This window comes from Streptomyces deserti (assembly GCF_054782695.1).
Map to the genome: position 1 here is coordinate 87,793 of NZ_BAAGRZ010000006.1, position 19,300 is coordinate 107,092.

Annotated in this window: 12 protein-coding genes and 2 pseudogenes; 8 read left to right on the forward strand and 6 right to left on the reverse strand. The window is 70.3% G+C overall.

The window, feature by feature from the left end:
- Positions 1 to 455: 455 nt before the first annotated feature.
- Positions 456 to 659: a cold-shock protein gene (locus tag ACYVMZ_RS13970; protein WP_461079260.1), complete on the forward strand. Its 204-nt coding sequence runs from the start codon at positions 456 to 458 to the stop codon at positions 657 to 659.
- A gap of 255 nt (positions 660 to 914) precedes the next feature.
- Here ACYVMZ_RS13970 and ACYVMZ_RS13975 read toward each other — a convergent pair whose 3' ends face one another.
- Entirely contained in the window at positions 915 to 2,798 is a 1,884-nt protein-coding gene (locus ACYVMZ_RS13975) for an ATP-binding cassette domain-containing protein (protein WP_461079575.1), read from the reverse strand.
- Between the two features lie 432 nt (positions 2,799 to 3,230).
- Here ACYVMZ_RS13975 and ACYVMZ_RS13980 point away from each other — a divergent pair.
- Positions 3,231 to 3,992, forward strand: a pseudogene (locus ACYVMZ_RS13980) (APC family permease); the annotation flags it as partial.
- Positions 3,993 to 4,068: 76 nt separating this feature from the next.
- On the opposite strand, the gene ACYVMZ_RS13985 reads toward ACYVMZ_RS13980, so the two are convergent.
- On the reverse strand, positions 4,069 to 6,099 hold the full coding sequence (locus ACYVMZ_RS13985; RefSeq protein ID WP_461079577.1) for an autotransporter-associated beta strand repeat-containing protein: 2,031 nt from the start codon (positions 6,097 to 6,099) through the stop codon (positions 4,069 to 4,071).
- A gap of 232 nt (positions 6,100 to 6,331) precedes the next feature.
- Here ACYVMZ_RS13985 and ACYVMZ_RS13990 point away from each other — a divergent pair, with 232 nt between their 5' ends.
- Together ACYVMZ_RS13990 and ACYVMZ_RS13995 are read left to right on the forward strand one after the other, a co-directional pair.
- Positions 6,332 to 7,423: a glycoside hydrolase family 43 protein gene (locus tag ACYVMZ_RS13990; protein WP_461079262.1), complete on the forward strand. Its 1,092-nt coding sequence runs from the start codon at positions 6,332 to 6,334 to the stop codon at positions 7,421 to 7,423.
- Position 7,424: 1 nt separating this feature from the next.
- Positions 7,425 to 8,837, forward strand: coding sequence for an RICIN domain-containing protein (locus ACYVMZ_RS13995; protein ID WP_461079264.1), 1,413 nt, complete (start codon positions 7,425 to 7,427; stop codon positions 8,835 to 8,837).
- A 7-nt stretch (positions 8,838 to 8,844) separates the two neighbouring features.
- On the opposite strand, the pseudogene ACYVMZ_RS14000 reads toward ACYVMZ_RS13995, so the two are convergent.
- A pseudogene (locus ACYVMZ_RS14000) lies at positions 8,845 to 10,528 on the reverse strand (rhamnogalacturonan lyase B N-terminal domain-containing protein).
- A 235-nt stretch (positions 10,529 to 10,763) separates the two neighbouring features.
- On the opposite strand from ACYVMZ_RS14000, the gene ACYVMZ_RS14005 reads away from it, so the two are divergent.
- From ACYVMZ_RS14005 to ACYVMZ_RS14015, 3 genes are all read left to right on the forward strand, one after another.
- A complete protein-coding gene (locus tag ACYVMZ_RS14005) occupies positions 10,764 to 11,810 on the forward strand; it encodes a rhamnogalacturonan acetylesterase (RefSeq protein ID WP_461079266.1) in 1,047 nt (348 codons plus the stop codon).
- Between the two features lie 83 nt (positions 11,811 to 11,893).
- On the forward strand, positions 11,894 to 13,612 hold the full coding sequence (locus ACYVMZ_RS14010) for a DUF2264 domain-containing protein (RefSeq protein WP_461079268.1): 1,719 nt from the start codon (positions 11,894 to 11,896) through the stop codon (positions 13,610 to 13,612).
- Positions 13,613 to 14,154: 542 nt separating this feature from the next.
- Positions 14,155 to 15,027, forward strand: coding sequence for a helix-turn-helix domain-containing protein (locus ACYVMZ_RS14015; protein WP_461079270.1), 873 nt, complete (start codon positions 14,155 to 14,157; stop codon positions 15,025 to 15,027).
- Positions 15,028 to 15,076: 49 nt separating this feature from the next.
- Here the strand turns inward: ACYVMZ_RS14015 and ACYVMZ_RS14020 are convergent, their stop codons facing one another.
- Positions 15,077 to 15,280 (reverse strand): DUF397 domain-containing protein, encoded by a 204-nt coding sequence (locus ACYVMZ_RS14020; RefSeq protein WP_461079272.1) that lies wholly within the window; start codon positions 15,278 to 15,280, stop codon positions 15,077 to 15,079.
- Positions 15,281 to 15,581: 301 nt separating this feature from the next.
- Between ACYVMZ_RS14020 and ACYVMZ_RS14025 the strand changes: the two genes are divergently transcribed.
- Positions 15,582 to 15,749: a hypothetical protein gene (locus ACYVMZ_RS14025; protein ID WP_461079274.1), complete on the forward strand. Its 168-nt coding sequence runs from the start codon at positions 15,582 to 15,584 to the stop codon at positions 15,747 to 15,749.
- A gap of 93 nt (positions 15,750 to 15,842) precedes the next feature.
- Here ACYVMZ_RS14025 and ACYVMZ_RS14030 read toward each other — a convergent pair whose 3' ends face one another.
- Together ACYVMZ_RS14030 and ACYVMZ_RS14035 are read right to left on the reverse strand one after the other, a co-directional pair.
- The gene (locus ACYVMZ_RS14030; protein ID WP_461079276.1) at positions 15,843 to 16,937 is read right to left on the reverse strand and encodes a glycosyltransferase family 4 protein; all 1,095 of its coding nucleotides are present in this window, start codon (positions 16,935 to 16,937) and stop codon (positions 15,843 to 15,845) included.
- 210 nt (positions 16,938 to 17,147) lie between these two features.
- Positions 17,148 to 19,286 carry an amylo-alpha-1,6-glucosidase gene (locus tag ACYVMZ_RS14035; protein WP_461079278.1) on the reverse strand — a complete coding sequence of 713 codons (2,139 nt, stop codon included), beginning with the start codon at positions 19,284 to 19,286 and terminating at the stop codon, positions 17,148 to 17,150.
- Positions 19,287 to 19,300 lie beyond the last annotated feature (14 nt).

The following is a 19,300-nucleotide window of genomic DNA, read 5'->3' on the forward strand; positions in this document are numbered from 1 at the left end:
CAGTCCATGAGCAGGTTGCCCATTATGTGGGATAGTGGATCCGGGCCGCCTCCCATCCTCGGGCCCGGTCGTCTGACTCCGGCCACCGCTCTTCGGCCGACTCCACCAGCCAGCTCGTCTGGGAGAACTCAAAGACGGTCCGGCCGCACTCCTCCGGCTTCCACAGCGGATCTGGCGCAGTGGGTCCGGGAGGCAGCCTCGGCCGGACCGGGCTGAAGCCTGAAGTTCAACGTCTTGTTCGTGCTGGCCGGCGAAGGGGCACGATCCACGGCCGCCTCGTTAGCGAGTGCGGACCGCGCGGTGTAGCGTCGTTATCAGCAGTCGTGGTTCCGAAGTTCCGTTCGCCCGTGATCACGATCATGGGCGTTCTTGCTGTTCAGCGCCTCTCCGGACCAGGGCGATCACCTCCCGGGCCTGCAGGGTGCGAGCCCGGGTTTCCCTCGAAGGAGCAGGCCATGGCCAAGGGCACCGTGAAGTGGTTCAACAGCGAAAAGGGATTCGGTTTCATCGAGCAGGAGGGCGGCGGACCTGACGTCTTCGCCCACTACTCCAACATTGCCGCTCAGGGCTTCCGCGAGCTGCAGGAGGGGCAGAAAGTCGAGTTCGACATCACGCAGGGCCAGAAGGGACCGCAGGCGGAGAACATCCGACCGGCGTGACACAGTGCCCCGCAAGGCCGGATGGCAGGCCGCTGCCGACGCACCTACCAGGTGATCACGGCCTCAACGGACGTGTAGCGGCTGCCGAGGAACGGGCAGCCGCTACATACTGCGCCCAGGTGCCGTACGGGCACTTCACGTACCGACCACGAACCGTAACGAACGCGTACTGGCCCCGGATTTGCGTATTCACTGCGCATCCTCAGCCGATATCGCGCATCGACTCGCGGACCTTGGAAGCGGTGAAGGGACAGGTCAGCGGTCCTTGGCGAGAGCCACGAGTTCAGCGAAGAGGCCACCGGCGTTGACGAGGTCTTCGTACCGGCCCTGTTCGATGATCCGGCCGTGCTGCATGACCACGATCCTGTCTGCGAGACGGGTGTTCTCCAGCTGATGGGTGACCACGATGGTCATCCGCTCCGCTGCGATCCGCTTGATTTCCAGGAAGATCTGGTGCTCGCCGCGGGGGTCCATCTGAGAGGTCGGCTCGTCCAGAATGAGCAGGGGCGTGCGCCGGTACAGTGCGCGCCCGCAGGCCAGGCGCTGCCACTGGCCGCCGGACAGCTCAGCGCCACCGAAGAGCTCGCGTGCCAGGAGCGTGTCGAGCTGGTGGGGCAGTTTCTCGATGGCCTCGCGCATTCCGACGGCGTCGACGGCGTCCCACACGGGGCCGTCGTCGAAGGTCCGGGGCTGGCCGAGGGTGATGTTCTCCCGGGCGCGCAGGGGCCAGCAGGCGAAGTTCTGCGGGACCAGCGCGGTGCGCTTCCACACCGACTCGGGGTCGGCGTCGGCGAGATCGGTGCCGTCCCACACGACCTTGCCCTTGTCGGCGAGCAGGATGCCGGTGATGAGCTTGGTGAGGGTGGACTTGCCGGAGCCGTTCTCGCCGACGATGGCCAGGATCTCGCCGCGGCGCAGGGTGAGGGAGACGCCGCCCACGGCGGGCTCGTCCTTGCCGGGGTACTGGTACACGACCTCATCGAGATGGATCTCGTCCACCTGCTCCCGGATGGTCAGGTTGCCGCGCATGGGGGCTTGTTCGGCGGCGGTGTCGAGGAAGGACCGCATGTCGGCGAGGTAGAGGGAGGTGTGGAACAGGGCGGCGCCGTGGATGACGACCTGCGACAGCGCGGCGAGCGCGGTCTGGACGCCGACCACGGCGGTGGCGGCGACCGGTAGGCCGACTCGGCCGGTGGAGGCGAGCCAGGCGAGCGCCGCCCAGGTGAGCAGGAGGAACAGGCCGCCGAGAGCGGAGGTCGCCAGGACGATGCGGAGCATGCGCGGTGCCGCGGTCAGGGTGCGCTGGTCGATGCGTTCGGACAGGGCGCGGTACCAGTAGGTGAGGTAGCCGGTCATGCCATTGGCGCGGACCTCGTCGCCGTAGCGGGGGTAGGTGGCCCACCAGCGCATCATGCCGCGCACGTTGCGGTCGCCCACGTTGGCGTAGTGGGTCTCGTAGTCGATGCGGGCGGACAGCACGGCGCCGGCGCCGGCGGGGAGCACGGCGAGGAGCAGCAGCGGGAGCATCAGCCAGTGCAGTGCGGTGATCACACCGGCTGCGGCGATCATGCGGATGAGAGCCGACATGAACCGCTGGGCGTCCTTGACCATCATGGTGGTGCGGGTGACGCCGACCTCGGCGGCTTCCTGCCGGTCGGCGAAGCCGTCCCTTCCGTAGGCGGCGGCTTCGACGCGGCAGACCGCGGAGACGAGGGCGACATCGGCCTCGGTGACCAGGCGGGGGGTGATCCGGCCGTCGGCGTAGGAGGCGAGGGCGCTGCTGATCCGGCCAATCGCCGCCGCGGCCGTGACGACCGTGAGGGCGGGGAGGGCGGCGTGCAGGCGTTCGGTCACCGTGCCGGTACCGAGGAGGTGTGTCATGGCCTTCGCGGTGAATCCGAGGACGGCGGCGGCCGCAGTTCCGGTGAGGATCTGGCACGCGAGGAGCAGGACGACCCCGCGTCGGTCGACGGCCCATGCCATACGTGCTGTGTCGCCGAGTACGGACGGCAGACGGGCGCCCATCTTGCGGAAGTCTGCTTCTTCCAGCGGGTTCTTCCCGAACTTGCCCTCGTAGACGAGGGTGGCCGGTGGTGGGGGAGGAGGCGTGTCGGAGCTTTCGGCAGAGGCGGCGGTCAGGGGCACCTGCATCCCTCCTTGGGGTTGGCGCCGTGCCTGGACGGTCCGGCGGTGCCCGGCTCAACGAGGTTTGGAGCGAATCGAACACGCTCGATTCCGGTCGCTGGTGAGGCCCGGAAACTGGGGGCGCCGAACGTACGGTGGCGGTGCCGTAGGGCTTCCGGCGTGGCTGAGGTTGGCCGAAACGCCGACGTTTGTTGCAGGTGTGGCTGGTGGGTTTTGCAGTGCCAGGACGAGGGTCATGGTCGCTGGTCAGTCAGCCCCGTTTCCGTCCGGGCGTGGCGCGGGAGCGAAGGCGCGCGCCTGCGGCCCCTGCGCCGCCGCGGTGAGGAGGTGGTCGAACAGGAAGCCGTTCCCCGACTGTCCGACCCAGGAGTGGTCGACGGCGTCCGGGTGCAGTGAACGTGGCCCGGCGAGCACGCGGGCGAGGTCCGCGACCCGGAGCGCACGGTGGGACGGGCCGGTGTCCTGGGCACCGTCGGCTCGGCGCTCGTCCACCTCCTCGGCACCGTCGCCGTCTTCGGGCTGGTCCCGCACGCCGAACTCGTCGAATACGGCGCGCCGTTCGCCGACGCCGTCAACGCCACGACCGGCGGCGGCTGGGGCGGTACTGCGATCGCGCCGGTCGCCGTCGCCTCGATCACCGGCTGCCTCAACGGCTGGATCCTGCTGGCCGCGCAGATGCCGTACGCCGCCGCCCGCGACGGGCTCTTCCCGGCGCCGTTCGCGAAGGCCGGCAGGAGCGGGGTGCCCGGCTTCGGCGTCCTGGCCTGCGCGGTGCTCGGCACGGTCCTCATCGCCCTCAACTACCCGGCGGGGCCGGGCACCACCTTCCGCGTCCTCGTCCTGATCACCACGTTCACCGGCTGTGTGCCGTATCTCCTGTCGGCCGCCGCCCAGCTGTACTGGCTGGCCCGGCGGACCCGTAGCCGCGTCCGCCCGGCCGGTCCCGCCCGCGATCTGACCGTCGCCGTCCTCTCCTTCCGATCCAGCGCCCAACTCGCCGAGACCGCACGCCAGGGCGTCGGCATCCTCGGCCCCGACACCCCGGCCGCCACCCGCCTCGAGAACATCGCCCGCTTCGTCGACTTCGTCACCGAGAGCCTCATCCGCGCCGCGGAGCAGGCCCGCGAGGTCCTCCATACGAAAGCCGAAACGCCCTCAGGCGGCACCGCCGAGCCAGGGTCCGATCGCGGAAGACAGCCGTCCTCGCTTCGGCTTCGACGGACCCCCGTGCGAGCCGTCCTGACCGGCACCCGGCCCAGGGCCGTCATCCGTGCGACGCGTGCCGCCCCCTGCGGCGCCCACCGCGTCGCCGCTTGGTCGCCGGCACCGCGAGCCCGACCAGCAGCCCGACCGCCAGCACGTACGGCCACCAACCGAGCCCGCTGCCCGCCGTGTTCGCGCTGCGCGTGCGCGTGTCGCCCGCCGCGGCCCCGGAGGACGCCGTATCGCGGGCCGACGGCGCCGGGGGCGCGGCGGCCTTGAGCACCACGTCGTTGCCGTCGCCACCCCGGTAGGTGATGCGGTACGTGGTGTCGGCCAGCTTCAGTTTCGCGCCCTCCCGCAGGCCGGTGAACGCCCCGGACGTCCTCGAGCGCCCCGCGTGGTCCAGCACCGTGATTTCCCGGGCGGGATCCGTACCGGCGGCCGACACATCGAGGTCCCCGGCCAGCCGTACCGCGCCCGTCACCCTCAACGGCCTGTCCCGCAGCACCAGCGCGCCCTTCGCGCGCTGCGTGTAGTCGCCGGAGACGGTCGGACCGCCCGCGACCACGCCCTCGTTCGTGACCGCCCCCCGCACCGTGCCCCTGCCGGTCAGTGTGGTCGCCACGCGCAGCCCCGCCGTCCCCGCGTCCAGCCGCGCGCCCGCCGAGGTCAGGGTGATCGCCCGGCTGCGGGTGAGCGTCGCCCCGGAGCGCAGCGCCAGCGTGCCCTCGCGCACCGTCGTCGTCCCGGTGTACGTCACCGCCGGGCCCGTCAGCGTCGTCGTCGCGGCGCCGGACTGGACGAACGCCCCGGAGCCGCTCACCCGGGACAGCGACACCGGCGTCGACCGGTTCTGCACGACGAGCGTCCCGTCGTTCACCACCCGGCGGCGTGCCGAGCCCATCAGCAGGGAGCCGTCCCCGCGGCTCGACCCCAGCCGCAGCACCGCGCCCTTCTCCACGGTCGTCGAACCGTCGTAGTACTGCCGGGCCGCGAAGGTCACGTCGTTCCCGGGTGTCCCGGCGATCACGACGTCTCCGGCGCCGGGCGCGGCCAGCGTGTCGTGGAACCGTCCGCCGCCGATGGGGGCGCCCAGCGTCACCGGGCCGTCGTAGTCGAAGGTGAGCTCGGAACGGGAGCGTGCCGCCAACAGATTGATGTAGACGGTCTCCGCTGTACCAGGCATGAAGATCCTGTTCGTGGTGCCGTCGCCCCAGCGCACGTCGGCGCCCTTGATGTTGGTACCGCGCTTGTTGACGTTCTTGCGTGCGGGCGTCCAGTTCAGGGCGGGGTCGCTGAGCGAGGGGTCGGTGTCCCCGCCCCGGTCCGACCAGCTGTACTGGCCCGTCAGGATCACCTTGCCGCCCGGCCGGGACTGGACGTTGATGTCGCTGCCGTACTCGCGCTGGTAGAAGTCCATGCCCATGGTGACGGTCCGGCCCAGCGGGGTGTCCACGGTCCAGGTGCCCTGGTTGAGGACCTTGCGGACGTTCGGGAGCCCCGTCGCGTACTCGGGCCGGCCGGCGTTGACCTGCGTGCCGTTGTCGATCACCCCGGAGAAGGAGTGGGTGCCCGCCAGGTCCCACGTCCCCCACAGGAACCTCGGCTGGGTGATGAGCCCGGAGCCGCTGATCGTGCCCAGGTTGTAGGCGCTCTTCAGGGACAGCCGGAGCGTACCGTCGACCCGGATGTTGTCCTGGTTCAGCCGGAACGCCGGGGTGTTGTACGGGAAGTGGCCGATCAGCCCGGTCGTACCACCGTCGCCGTACTGGAGAGTGGCGCCCCGCTCGACCGTGACCGCCGGCGGGTCGGGGTCGGTCGTGGTGACGTACGGGTGGTTACCGCCGAGGACACTCACCTTCTGCCGCTGCCGGGACTTCGGCAGCGTGAAGTCGCTGTCCTCGGTGAGGACGAGCGTCCCGCTGCCGCGCACGGTGAGGGTGCCCTCGCCGCGGAAGACGCCGTCGTACGTCGTCGTCCCCGACGGGACGGTGACGACCGTGTCGCCGGTGAGTGTCACGTCCCGGTCGGCGAGCACATCGGCGGTGACGTCCCGGGGGCCGGCGGCCCGAGCCGGGGGAGCGGTGACCATGAAGGCGACCGCCGCCAGGGCGCCGACGGCCGCTGCTGTCCTGTGGAAATGGCTGTGCACATGAGCGGAGACGGGCCGGGCCGCCGCCGATAACAGAAAACCGCCGACAGCTTGTCACGCCGGACCCGTTGACCTCCCCGTGGCACGCCCTTACCTTTTCGGCGTTCGTAATGTCAGATGGCGTTCGCAGTATCGAACGTACCGAACATCCCTTTCCCGAGAGGCAGTCCGCATGAGCCGCGCCGACGACCTGCCCCACGTCCCGGGCCGCCGACTGGTGTTGAAGGGCGCCCTGGCCGCAGGCGCCCTGGCAGCCACCACCGCCACGGCCCACGCCGCCACCCCCGCCATCCCCGGCAAGCCCCCGAAGGCAGCCCCGTACGTGAACCCGCTCGTCCGCAACCGCGCCGACCCGCACATCACCCGCCACGTCGACGGCTGCTACTACTTCACGGCCACCGCCCCCGAGTACGACCGCATCATCCTGCGCCGCTCCCGCACCCTGAACGGCCTGGCCACCGCCGACGAGTCCGTCATCTGGCGGGCGCACCCCACCGGTGACATGGGCGCGCACATCTGGGCGCCGGAGATGCACCGCATCGGCGGCAAGTGGTACATCTACTTCGCCGCCGCGCCCGCCGAGGACGTGTGGCGCATCCGCATCTGGGTCCTGGAGAACGCCCACCCCAACCCCTTCAAGGGCACCTGGGTGGAGAAGGGCCAGGTCAAGACGGCCTGGGAGACCTTCTCCCTGGACGCCACCACGTTCACCCACCGTGGCACCCGCTACCTGTGCTGGGCCCAGCACGAGCCCGGCATGGGCAACAACACCGCCCTGTGGCTGTCCGAGATGGCCAACCCCTGGACCCTGAAGGGCCCGCAGGTCCGGCTTTCCACTCCCGAATACGACTGGGAGTGCATCGGCTTCAAGGTCAACGAGGGCCCCTACGCCCTCAAGCGCAACGGCCGCATCTTCCTGACGTACTCGGCCAGCGCCACCGACTCCAACTACTGCATGGGCCTGCTGACCGCCGACGCCGACAGCGATCTCATGGACCCCGCCAGCTGGGCCAAGTCGCCGAAGCCCGTCTTTACCAGCAACGACACCACCAAGCAGTACGGCCCCGGCCACAACTGCTTCACGGTCGCCGAGGACGGCCGCACCGACGTCCTCGTCTACCACGCCCGCCAGTACAAGGAGATCGTCGGCGACCCGCTGAACGACCCCAACCGCCACACCCGCATCCAGAAACTCGGCTGGAAGCCGGACGGCACCCCCGACTTCGGCATCCCCGTCGCCGACACCGCCCCCCAGGGGGTGTGAGATGAGACGCGCGTACGCGCTCCTCCTCGCGTTGTGCTGCGCGCTCGCCGGAGCTCTGGTGACCGCGGCCCCGGCGGGCGCCGCACCCCAGACGATCACCAACGGCACGCAGTTCAAGGACACTTCGGGCAACTCCGTCCACGCGCACGGCGGCGGCGTCCTCAAGGTCGGCTCGTACTACTACTGGTTCGGCGAGCACCGCAACGCCGACAACACCTTCCGGTACGTCGACGCCTACCGCTCCACCGACCTGAAGAACTGGGAGTTCCGCAACCACGTCCTGACCGAGGCCAGCGACCCGGAGCTGGCCACCGCCAACATCGAGCGGCCGAAGGTCATGTACAACGCGTCCACCGGCAAGTTCGTGATGTGGATGCACAAGGAGAACGGCACCGACTACAGCGAGGCCCGCGCCGCCGTCGCCGTCTCCGACACCGTCGACGGGAACTACACCTGGCGGGGCAGCTTCCGCCCGCTCGGCCAGCACATGTCCCGCGACATCACGGTCTTCACCGACACCGACGGCACCGGCTACATGGTCTCCGCCGCCCGCGAGAACTACGACCTGCACATCTACCGGCTCACCGCCGACTACACCGGCATCGCGAGCCTGGTCGCCAACCCCTGGCCCGGCGGGCACCGCGAGGCCCCGGCCCTCTTCAAGCGCGACGGCGTCTACTTCATGCTGACGTCGGGCGCCACCGGCTGGAACCCCAACCAGCAGCAGTACGCCACGGCCACCAGCCTCACCGGCCCCTGGTCGTCGATGCGCAACGTCGGCGACTCGACGACCTACGGCTCGCAGACCGCATACGTTCTACCGGTGCAGGGATCCTCGGGCACCTCGTACCTGTACATGGGCGACCGCTGGGGCAACTCCTTCGGCGGCACCGTCAACGACTCCCGCTACGTCTGGCTGCCGCTGACCTTCCCCAACTCGACGTCGATGTCCATGTCCTGGTCCCCGGAGATCACCGTCGACACGGCCGCGGGCACGGTCACCGGCACGAGCGCCACGTACAACACCCTCATCGCCCGGCACAGCAACCGGTGCGCCGACGTCACCAGTCAGTCCCAGTGGCCCGGCGCCCAGATCAAGCAGTACGACTGCAACGGCGGCGCCAACCAGAAGTACTGGTTCAAGTCCGTCGGCGGAGGCCACTACCAGCTGATGACCCGGCACAGCTCCCTGTGCGTCCAGGAGAACGCGAACACGGTCACGCAGGAGAGCTGCAACGCCTCGGCGACCGGCCAGCAGTGGTCGGTGACGACCACCGGTTCCTACGTGACCCTCAGGTCCCGCGCCACCGGGGAGTGCCTGGACGTGAACGGCGCGTCCACCGCCAACTCCGCCGCGATCATCACCTACACCTGCAACGGAGGGACCAACCAGCAGTGGACACGCGGTACCTGACGAGTACTCAGGCCAGCAGGTCGATCGCGTCGATCGAGGTGCCCGCGTTGAGATAGCCCGTCGACCCCGAGCCGCTCACGATGTCGATCCGCAGCACGTTGTACTGCCCGGTGTCCGTCTTCCAGGCGCTCGCCGGAACGCTGTACGTGAACGTGTGGTTGTTGCCCCGGTACGAACCGTTGGTCAGCGACCGGGTGTTCGGCTGCGTGGGCGGCGAGGGGATCGCGGACGTCCAGGTGTCGTTGACCGTGACCTGCGGCCGGCCGTTGGCGTAGGCGGTCGTCACCCCGATCCGCAGGGTGTGCGCGGCCGCCGCCTGGGCCGCCGTCAGCCGGAAGTACACCAGGATTCCGCTGTTGACGTCCTTCCAGAGGTAGCAGGGGAAAGCCGAGGTCTCGCTGCCGCTGCCGATCACCACGTTGCCGGTCCAGGACGCGGCCCGCACGTCGGACGGATGCGCGTACGTCATCAGGTCCGCGTTCTTGAAGCCGCTCGGCGTGCCGTTCCAGTCGCCGATCCGCCAGATGGCGCTCGCGTTCGCCGGGTCGTTCGAGGACGGGATCGCGAGCGTGTTGAGCGTGGTCGTCGCGCCCGCGGATACGGTCACCGATGTGGTGTATACAGCCAACTCGCCCTTGTAGACCGTCAGCGTGTACGTCCCCGGCAGCACGCCGCCGATGGAGAAGAAGCCGTCCGAGGCGCGCGCCGCACCCCAGTACTGCGCCGCCGGGTTGGCGAGCCCCACCGTGTACGGGTACGCCGTGTTCCATCCCGAGATCCCGACGCCCGAGACCTTGCCCCGGCCGCTCGCCGGCACGTACCCGGACAGGCCCAGCGAGTCCGCCCACGGCGTGGTCAGCGTCCCCGGGAAGAGCGACGAGGAGGGCGTGCCGCCGTCCGTGAAGGCGATGACGTACGGGCCCTGCAGACCGAAGCGCTCCGCCTCGGTCTGGTTCTGGCCGTAGTACAGGATCTCGTACAGGCCGCCGCCGTCCGCGCTCTGGTGCCGCAGCAGGGAGCGGTAGAACGGGCCGCCGGAGGCCTTCTCGTGGTTGCTGCGCACGATCCACAGGCCGACGCCGCCGGTGCGCCAGCCGATGTGGTCGTAGTCCATGACGCGCAGCTTCGAGTAGTGCTTCGAACGCGTCTGGCCGTCGGACTTCCGGAACACGTCCGAGGCCTCGATGGTGGTGGGCGCGTACGTGTAGGAGTCGGGCTCGTCGTTGGGGAACAGGCCCGCCTTGACGCGCAGGATGTAGCGGGTCGCCGAGACCGAGGTGTCGGCCTTGTCGGTCCACAGGTAGATGTTGTTCTCCGCCGCTGCGGGCCGCGTAGTAGTGCTTCAGGGTGCCGTAGGTGACCGAGACGAGGATCGTCGAACCCGACTGCCTGATGGTCACGGTGGAGGAGCCGAGGCCGGACTCGATGTGCGAGTTCCTGCCGCCGTAGCCCTGGTACTCCGTGCCCCGGTAGACCAGCGAGGTCAGGTCGCCGTTGGACTTGCCGACCTTGAAGACGAGTTGGGCGCCGGTGTCGACGGCGTAGTTCGAGCCGTCGTCGCTCCAGCCGAAGGCGGCGGCCGACGCGGACGGGGCGAGGGGACCGGCGAGGGTCGCGGAACCGGCTGCGGCGGCCGTCCCGAGCACGAAGGCACGGCGTCCGACCGGGCCTCCGGTCACGGATTCGGACATGGGGGTGCCCTCCTTCGGAGGTGTGGGGGTGCGGGGGCGTTGGGTTGCGGGGGGTGTCGGGGGTGGGGGTGCGGCGCGGGTGCCTGGCAGCGTGACAGTTGAATCGATTTCGCGAAAGAGCTTTCACAGGCCGGGACTTGGCAGTGTTGTGAAAAGCCGCAGAGGTCTAGAAAGCGCTTGCCAAACGCGATACGGTCCGGGGTCGGCCGAGGCACGACCAACGGAGGAGTCGCGCATGAGACGTTTCAACGCCGCCTTGCTGGCGGCGGTCACCCTGGGTGTCACCGCTCTGACGGCCGTGCCGGCCCAGGCCCACGGCGGGCGGCAGCCGCTCGGCATCGACAACTGCACCGCCACCGCCTGTCACTTCGACGTCCCGCCCGGCACGTACGACGTGCAGGTCCTCCTCGGCGGCGAAGCCGCGTCCAGCACGAGCATCGGCGGCGAGACCAGGCGGTCGCTGCTGGCGGAGACGGCCGTCCCGGCCGGTGAGCGCGTCGCCCGCAGCTTCACCGTGAACGTCCGCACCCCCGAGGGCGAACCCACCGGGCCCGACGGCGCCCCCGGCCTCGACCTGGCCCTCGGCGGTTCGGCCCCCGCACTGGCCGACATCAAGGTCAGCCCCGCCCGGCACGCCCGCCAGATCTTCCTGGTCGGCGACTCCACCGTCTGCGACCAGCCCGGCACCCCCTACGCCGGCTGGGGCCAGCAGCTGCCGCAGTACCTCCGCAAGGGCCTGTCCGTCGCCAACTACGCCGATTCCGGGGAGAGTACGGTCAGCTTTATGGGGAACCCGCGGCTGTGGGCGACCGTTCAGCCGTTGATCCGCCCCGGTGACCTGGTCCTGATCCAGCTCGCCCACAACGACAAGACGACCGACGAGACGACCTACCGCGCCAATCTGGAGGCACTGGTGGCGGGCGTGCGGGACAAGGGCGGGAAGCCGGTCCTGGTGACCCCGATCGTGCGGCGCTGGTTCAGCTCCGACGGCACCTTGAACAACAACACCGCCCTGCTGGTCAACGGCCTCGGCGTCGACCACCCGGCCGTCATCCGCTCCGTCGCTGCCGCCGGGGACGTCCCGCTGATCGACCTCACGGCGCGGACGAAGGCGCTGGTGGAGTCCCTGGGCGTGGAGGGCTCCAAGGCGCTGTACCTCTACAACGAGAAACGGGACAACACGCACACCTCCGTGCACGGCGCCACGGTCTACGCGGCCCTGGTGCGCGACGCGCTCGTGGCCGGGCATCTGGTGCCGGACGGCAAGGTGCGGGTGGGATAGACCCCTGGGGCGCCCCGACCGGAACCGGGGCGCTCCAGGTCTCCACCGGCCCCCGCCCCACAGCGCGACCAAGGACACCGCTGATGCACCTGCCCCCGGACGACCGCGTCCGCAGCCCCCGCACCGGCTACACCCGCGCCCACTGGGAGGCGGCCGCCGACGCCCTGCTCGCCGCCGTCGAGCCGTACGCGACCGACGACCGTGCGCTGTACCACCTGCCCGGGGACCGGACGAGCTGGTCCGGCCGCCTCTCCGACGGCCTGGAGGGCTACGCCCGCACCCTGCTGCTGGCGGCCTTCCGCCGCGACGAGAAGGCCCTGGCGCGGTACGCGGACGGCCTCGCGGCCGGCGTGTCCGGCGTCTGGCCCCGCATCGAGGACCGCGGCCAGCCGCTGGTGGAGGCGGCGTCGATCGCGCTCGCGCTGCGGCTGACGCGGGAGCTGTTGTGGGACCGGCTCGACGACGCCGTACGGCAGCGGGCCGCGGCCTGGCTCGGTGACGCGCTCACCGCCGACCCCTGGCCCTGCAACTGGGAGTTGTTCCCGGTCACGGTCGGCGGCTTCCTGGCGGAGATCGGCCACGAGGTGGACGCCTGCCGCGCGGCGATCGACCGCGGGCTGGAGCGCATCGAGCAGTGGTACGTCGGCGACGGCTGGTACACGGACGGCGACGGCCGGAAGTTCGACTACTACAACGGCTGGGCGATGCACCTGTATCCGGTGCTGCACGCGTGGCTGGCGGACGACAGTGAACTGCTGTCCGTATACGGTATGCGGCTGTCGGACCACCTTGCCGACTACGCCCGCCTGTTCGGCGGCGACGGCGCCCCGCTGCACCAGGGCCGTTCCCTCACCTACCGCTTTGCGACGACGGCCCCGCTCTGGCTCGGCGCGCTGACCGGGCACACGCCGCTCGCGCCCGGCGAGACCCGCCGCCTGGCCTCCGGGGCGCTGAAGTACTTCCTCGACCGGGGCGCCGTCGACGACCGGGGCCTGCTGACGCTCGGTTGGCACGGCCCCGACGAGACGGTGCTGCAGGGCTATTCGGGCCCCGCCTCCCCGTACTGGGCGAGCAAGGGCTTCCTCGGCCTGCTGCTGCCGCCGGAGCACGAGGTGTGGACGGTGCCCGAGGAGCCGGGCCCGGCGGAGCGCGCCGACGCGGTCACGCCGATCGCAGCCCCCAACTGGCTGCTGCAGTCGACCCGTTCGGACGGCCTGGTGCGCCTGCACAACCATGGCAGTGAGGACGTCCGCTACGACCCGTACTACACACGGTTCGGGTACTCCACGGTCACGCGGCCCCTGGAAGCGCCGCCCGACAACACCGTCACGGTCGGCGGGGATCCGCTCCGCACGGGCATCGTGCCGTTGGGGGTGGGGGAGGGCTGGGCGGCCTCCCGTCACACGCTCGGCTCCGGGGCCGAGGTGACGAGCCTGGTGGTGGCCGACGGGGCGGTGGAGGTGCGCGCCCATCTGGTGGCGGGTGCGGATCCCGGGACGCAGGTGTCCGTCACGGGCTGGGTGCCCCGGGACGGCGAGCGGGCCGAACTGGAGCCCGTCCTGGGGCTGTCGGGCACGTTCCCGTTGTCGGGCACGACCGGTGACGGGCCCACTCTGTTCGTGGCCCTGGCCCGCCTCACCGGGGAGACGGATCCCCCGCCCCTGCGGGAACTGGTCTCCGTGGAGCCGGCGGGGGCCTTCGGGCTGACGGTCCACTGGGCTTCCGGCCGGGCCGGGCGCTTCCGGTTCGGGGTGCCGGACGAGGGGCCGGCGGCATCTTCGTGGTCGGTGACGCCCCTGTGAGTGGGGCGTGAACTCGTGCCTCCCGGCCGCGGTCCTGGGTCGGGAGGCTGCCGCTCGACGCCAGGGAGAGGCCGAACGGACCACGTGTGCCACCCGGGCGGAGGAAATCCCACCGACGCCCTCCTCTTGGACGAGCTCCGGGCGGGCGGCTCACATGCGTGGCCGCCCTGTCATGGGCGAGCGGGCCGCACAGACCGCATATCTGATGGGGGACGTGTGTTCAGAGAGTCAGGGCTTACTCGATTGGAGGAAGAGGTTCAGACAACCGGTGGACCAGCCGTCTGCTACCTAGCAGAATGAAGGTATGAGCTTTGACGCCCCGCTCATGGCAGACCGGCCATTCATACAGCGGCGAGCAGGACCCTCGCAAACCGCGTGTCAACGGACAGATGGTGAGCGCGTGGGACCGTAGCAGATGGCCTAGTATCGGAAAGTCGGCAGCCCTGCCGACAAGTGGCGCACGGCCGCCTCGCCTTCTGTCGCGGGGCGCTCAGCAAGCCGAGCACAGGCATCGCTGGACACGCAGGTGAAAGGGCAGGCACGTGTCAGTATCCGAGGATCAGCAGGATCCGATCTACCAAGGTCACCGTCTCCGGAAGCGTTTGCGAGCGGCGCGCGAGAGCGCCGGTCTGACGCACACCGATGTGGCGGAGGCGCTGGAGTGGTCACCCTCGAAGATCAACAGGATCGAAACCGGCAAGGTGGGCCTGGCGATCACCGATGCCCGCGTGCTGCTTGAACTCTACGGTGTTACTGATGCCGAACACGTCCGCGAGATCACGGCAATGGCACGGGCCGCCCGGCGGCCGCCGTGGTGGGCGGCCTACCGAAACGTCGCCTCAGAAGAATTTCTGCGGTTCCTCAGCTACGAGTCGTCGGCCATCAGGATTCGCAACTTCCAGTCCAGCCTGATGCCGGGCCTTCTTCAGACGGAAGAGTACGCCAAGCAGGTCTTCAGCATGCCGGACGACAAGGTTAACGTGGAGGCGCTGCTGTCTCTGCGACTCGAGCGCCAGGACCGGATCGTCCGTGCTGGTGGTCCCGAACTCTTCTTCATCCTCGACGAGGCCGCGATCAGGCGCATCGTCGGCGGTGAGCAGACCATGAAGAACCAGTACGAAAAGCTGCTGACGCTGAATGAGATGGACAACGTCACGATCAAGGTGGCGCCGTTCACGGCCGGCCTGTACCCGCAGTTCCGTTCCCCGTATGTCCTGTTCCAGTTCCCCGAGGAGGAAGAGGACCTTGTGGCGTACCTGGAGAAGCCGGACGGGCAGCTCCTCCTGAGCGAGCGGTCGCCCTTCACGGGATTGGGCGCCAAGGAGCCCAGCGACTACCTGGACGACTTCTGGTACGTCGAAAAGCAGGTGGCGCTGGATCTGGATGAAGAATTCCTGTTCCGGGGCCTCGGATAAGAAACCGCAGGGGGGTGGTCATCTTGCAGCGGGCGGGCGGTACATCGAGTTACTCGCTCTTATCGGGTCGACGGAAATCGCTGCTGACAAAGCGGATGAATAACGTCCAGGACTCCAGGGGGACGGACAGTATTTCCCGGTCGGGGCGAGTAGAGTTTCTCACCATCACCCGCCCCCGGACGGCCACTTCCACGCAGTCTCCGTACTGCGCCGAAGCCGAACTCTTTCGCCATTGCAGACTTGACTTCCCCATGCTTCCGCGGCTCCCACCTCTGCTGGCACTGCGGCGTGATACGGGATTTCGTCACCCCAGGCGATTATGAATGATCCTGTTTCGCCTGCCAAGAGCATGTCGTGCCACGACATGTCATCCGATAGCGCCATAAGTGTCGCAAAACTGAATCAGCGGGAAAGAGTTGACTGAGAACGTTCGGCGAGTCTCAGACCTGCTGAAACAGCAAAGGGAGCCCCATCGGCCGAGCCGGCAAGCATCCGGCCGAGGACTCCCTCTGCGAAGCCACTCCGTTCACGCATTCCGGAAAGGTAGCTTCATCATGGAGTCTAGCGGTTCGCTGAGCGAGAGCCAGCCTGTCCGCGCCAAGCCGCAGAGCAACTGGGTCAAGTGGGCGCGCACGGCCGGTGCCCATGCGCTGAAGGGCGCATGCGGGGCGCTGGGTGCCGGTGCCATATCACTGCTCGTCTGGTGGATCCAGAACAGGTAGCCGCCGGCTGAGCCGGCGGCACGAGAGCGAAAGGAGCCCGCCCCGGGCGCTGAGCGGCACGCACGCTCCTCAGTGCCCGGAGCGGGGCGGCGGTCAGGCCACCGGAGCCATCTCCTCCTGCCTGGCCCTGGTCACCAGCGGCGTCGGTGCCGTGGCGGTCAGGACGCGGCGGTACACCGCCTCGTAGCCGGCCGCCATGGTGTCCGGCTGGAAGCGCTCGATGACGTGGTTGCGGCAGGCGCGCGGGTCGAGCGCGGCCACCGCCTCGACGGCGTCGGGCAGTTCGGCGACGTCGTCGCGGACCAGGCCGGTGACACCGTCGACGACGACCTCCGGTACGGAGCCGCGGCGCAGGGTGACCACGGGCGTGCCGCACACCATCGCCTCGATCATCACCATCCCGAAAGGTTCCTCCCACTGGAGCGGGAAGAGCAGGCAGCGGGCGCGGGCCAGCAGCTGCTTCTTGCGTTCGCCCGTGACCTCGCCGAGCCACTCCACGCCCGGGCCGAGGCGCGGCTTGATCTCGGTCTCGAAGTAGGCGTGTTCGGCGGGTTCGCTGCACTTGGCGGCCAGCTTGATCGGCCGGCCGGCGGCGAGGGCGGCGTCGATGGCCAGGTGCATGCCCTTGTCGGGGGTGCAGCGGCCCAGGAAGAAGACCCAGTCCTCCTTGTCGCGCCGGTAGGGGAAGTCGGTCGCGCGCAGCGCGTTGTGCACGGTGCCCGCCCAGTTGAGGTCGGGGGCCTGGGAGCGCTGCGACTCCGATATCGCCACCAGGTGGACACTGTCGCCCAACTGCCGGTAGTAGTCGCCGGGTTCGCCGTCCAGCGGGCCGTGGGTGGTGACCACGGTGGGAACGGTGCGGCCGCGCGCGAGGAGCGGTCCGGCGAGGGTGTGGTCGTGGATGACGTCGACGTCGAGGTCCTCGAGGATGCGGGCGGTGGCGGCGGTGTGCCAGACCTCGGGCAGCGGCTCGCCCAGCCGCTTGCCCTGCGGCACGTCGTAGGTGCGCAGCATGCGGCGGGCCCGGGTGCCGTTGCGGCCCGCGGCGATCAGGGTGACGTCATGGCCGCGCTCCATCAGCGCGTCGGTGAGGTCGGCGCACATCGCCTCGATCCCGCCGTAGCCGCGCGGCGGGAGCTCGAACCACGGCGGCGCGACCATGGCGATACGAAGCGGCCGGTCGGTCACGGGAGAAGCTCCTTTCCGGTCGCGCCCGCTGTTTGCGCGCACGGCACGACGACGCCGCGCCTCGGCGTGCCATGCCATGCCCGGAAACGGGGGCGTGGGGTGGGATGGCCGGCCACGGGCGCCGTCGGCCGTGGCGGCGGGTCACGGACGGCGCGGGGCACCGAAGCGGGGGTGCGCAGACCGTCCGGTGTTACGGGAAGGAAAGCCTGGTCAGGACTCGGGCGGTGGTGCCGTGCACGGGCAGGGTGCGTCGGTGACCCGGACGCCGGTCGGCAGTCCGGTGACCTCCACCGCGCCGTCCGCGCCGGCCGTGACGTGCACCCGGGCGGTTCCGACCGGCACGTCGGTCAGGCGGAGGGTGCCGAAGCGGGCGGGCAGCGCGGGCGCGAGCCGGACCCGGCCGTGCGGGACGCACACCTCGGCGCCCAGCAGCACCCGCAGCAGGTACAGGGGGGTGGCGGAGGCCCAGGCCTGCGGGGAGCAGGCCGCCGGGTACGGCACGGGCTGGGCGTACTCGGCGCGGTCGAAGCCGCACAGCAGCTCCGGCAGCCGTCCGCCGAAGGCCGCCGCGGCGTCCAGGACGGCCTCGGCGACGCGGCGGGCGTGGTCGGTGAAGCCGTAGCGCATCAGCCCGGCGGCGACGATGCCGCTGTCGTGCGGCCATACCGAGCCGTTGTGGTAGCTCATGGGGTTGTACGCGGCCATGGTGGTGGCCAGTGTGCGCACGCCCCAGCCGCTGAACAGCTCGGGGGAGAGCAGGAGTTCGGCGACCGCCGCCGCCTTGTCGGGGTCGGCGATGCCGGTCCACAGGCAGTGGCCCATGTTCGAGGCCAGCGCGTCCACCGGACGCTTCTCGCCGTCCAGGGCCTCGGCGTACCAGCCGCGTTCGGGCAGCCAGAAGCGTTCGTTGAAGCGGGACTTGAGCTTCCGCGCCTTCTCCCGCCACCGCGCGGCGCCCTCCGGGTCCCCGGTGTGCTCGGCGAGCAGCGCCCGCGCCCGGTAGGCGGCGTACACGTAGCCCTGGACCTCGGCGAGCGCGATGGGAGGCTCGGCGAGGCGGCCGTCGGCGCTGTTGACGCCGTCCCAGGAGTCCTTCCAGCCCTGGTTGGCCAGGCCCCGGTCGGTGGAGCGCCGGTACTCGACGAAGCCGTCGCCGTCGCGGTCGCCGTACTTCTCGACCCACTCCAGCGCCCGGTCGGCGTGCGGCAGCAACTCCCGTACGGCGTCCGGGTCGACGCCCCAGCGGCACAGTTCGCCGAGCAGCATCACGAACAGGGGGGTGGCGTCGACGGTGCCGTAGTAGACGGTGCCGCCGAGGGCGAGGGAGGCCTCGACGCCGAAGCGCAGCTCATGCGGGATCTTGCCGGGCTCCTCCTCGGTCACCGGGTCGGTCTTGGTGCCCTGGTGGTGGGCGAGCGTCTGGGCGGTGCCGAGGGCCAGCCCCGGGTCGAGGGGCAGCGACATCAGGGCGGTGACGATGGAGTCGCGGCCGAACAGCGCCATGAACCAGGGGGCACCGGCGGCGACGACGGGCGTGTCCGGCCGCACGGGGTCGAAGATGCGCAGGGCGCCGAGGTCCTGGCAGCTGCGGCGCAGCGTGAGCGCGAGCGACTCGTCGCCGACGCGGATCCGCGGCCCGGACTCCCGCCACTCGGTGGTCCGCACGGACGGACCGGCCTGCTCCACGGGCCGCTCCAGCGGGAACGAGGTCGGCGTCTCCACTCCGTCGGTCACCGGGGTGACCAGCACGGACGCCCGCCAGGTGCCGCGCGGCGGCACCACGGCCCGGAAGGTGAGCTGGCCGGGGGAGCAGATGGCGTCCTCGGCGACGATCCGCACCCCGCGGCTCTCGCCGCGCCACTGGCGGCTCATGGCCAGCACTCCGTCGCCGTAGTCGACGCCGTACTGGCCGCGCGGCCTGACCCGGCCCTCCTTGACCTCGAACAGGTCGGCGAAGTCGGCGTCGGCGCGCAGGGTGAGCACACAGGCGGCGGCCTCGTTGCCGAGGTTGCGCAGCACCAGGTCCTCGCGCATGCCGGCGCCGACGAACCGGCGCCGCTCGACGAGGACGGTGGCCTCGCTGTGCCCGGGACGCGGCCGGGCCCGGCCGAGGAACAGGGCCTCGTACGGCTCCTGCGCGATGACGGAGAGCGGGTCGACCTCCTCGTCGTCCAGCCGCAGTTGCCAGACGGACAGGATGCGGGTGTCGCGGTGGAAGAGTCCCTGGGGAGTGCCGGGTGCGAGATCCCCGCCCCGCTCTGACAGGCAGAACGACGATCCCTCGATCAACGTCACCGAGTCGCCGCCGCCCTGCGTCGCCTCCCCGGCGAACGTCCAGCCCTCGCCCATCGATCACCTCGCAC

What these genes read in the sequence shown, in the direction of transcription:
- ACYVMZ_RS13970 (WP_461079260.1), top strand. Translation starts at nt 456, where the DNA reads ATGGCCAAGGGCACCGTGAAGTGGTTCAACAGCGAAAAGGGATTCGGT.
- ACYVMZ_RS13985 (WP_461079577.1), bottom strand. Translation starts at nt 6,099, where the DNA reads ATGGTCACCGCTCCCCCGGCTCGGGCCGCCGGCCCCCGGGACGTCACC.
- ACYVMZ_RS13990 (WP_461079262.1), top strand. Translation starts at nt 6,332, where the DNA reads ATGAGCCGCGCCGACGACCTGCCCCACGTCCCGGGCCGCCGACTGGTG.
- ACYVMZ_RS13995 (WP_461079264.1), top strand. Translation starts at nt 7,425, where the DNA reads ATGAGACGCGCGTACGCGCTCCTCCTCGCGTTGTGCTGCGCGCTCGCC.
- ACYVMZ_RS14005 (WP_461079266.1), top strand. Translation starts at nt 10,764, where the DNA reads ATGAGACGTTTCAACGCCGCCTTGCTGGCGGCGGTCACCCTGGGTGTC.
- ACYVMZ_RS14010 (WP_461079268.1), top strand. Translation starts at nt 11,894, where the DNA reads ATGCACCTGCCCCCGGACGACCGCGTCCGCAGCCCCCGCACCGGCTAC.
- ACYVMZ_RS14020 (WP_461079272.1), bottom strand. Translation starts at nt 15,280, where the DNA reads ATGGGGAAGTCAAGTCTGCAATGGCGAAAGAGTTCGGCTTCGGCGCAG.
- ACYVMZ_RS14025 (WP_461079274.1), top strand. Translation starts at nt 15,582, where the DNA reads ATGGAGTCTAGCGGTTCGCTGAGCGAGAGCCAGCCTGTCCGCGCCAAG.
- ACYVMZ_RS14035 (WP_461079278.1), bottom strand. Translation starts at nt 19,286, where the DNA reads ATGGGCGAGGGCTGGACGTTCGCCGGGGAGGCGACGCAGGGCGGCGGC.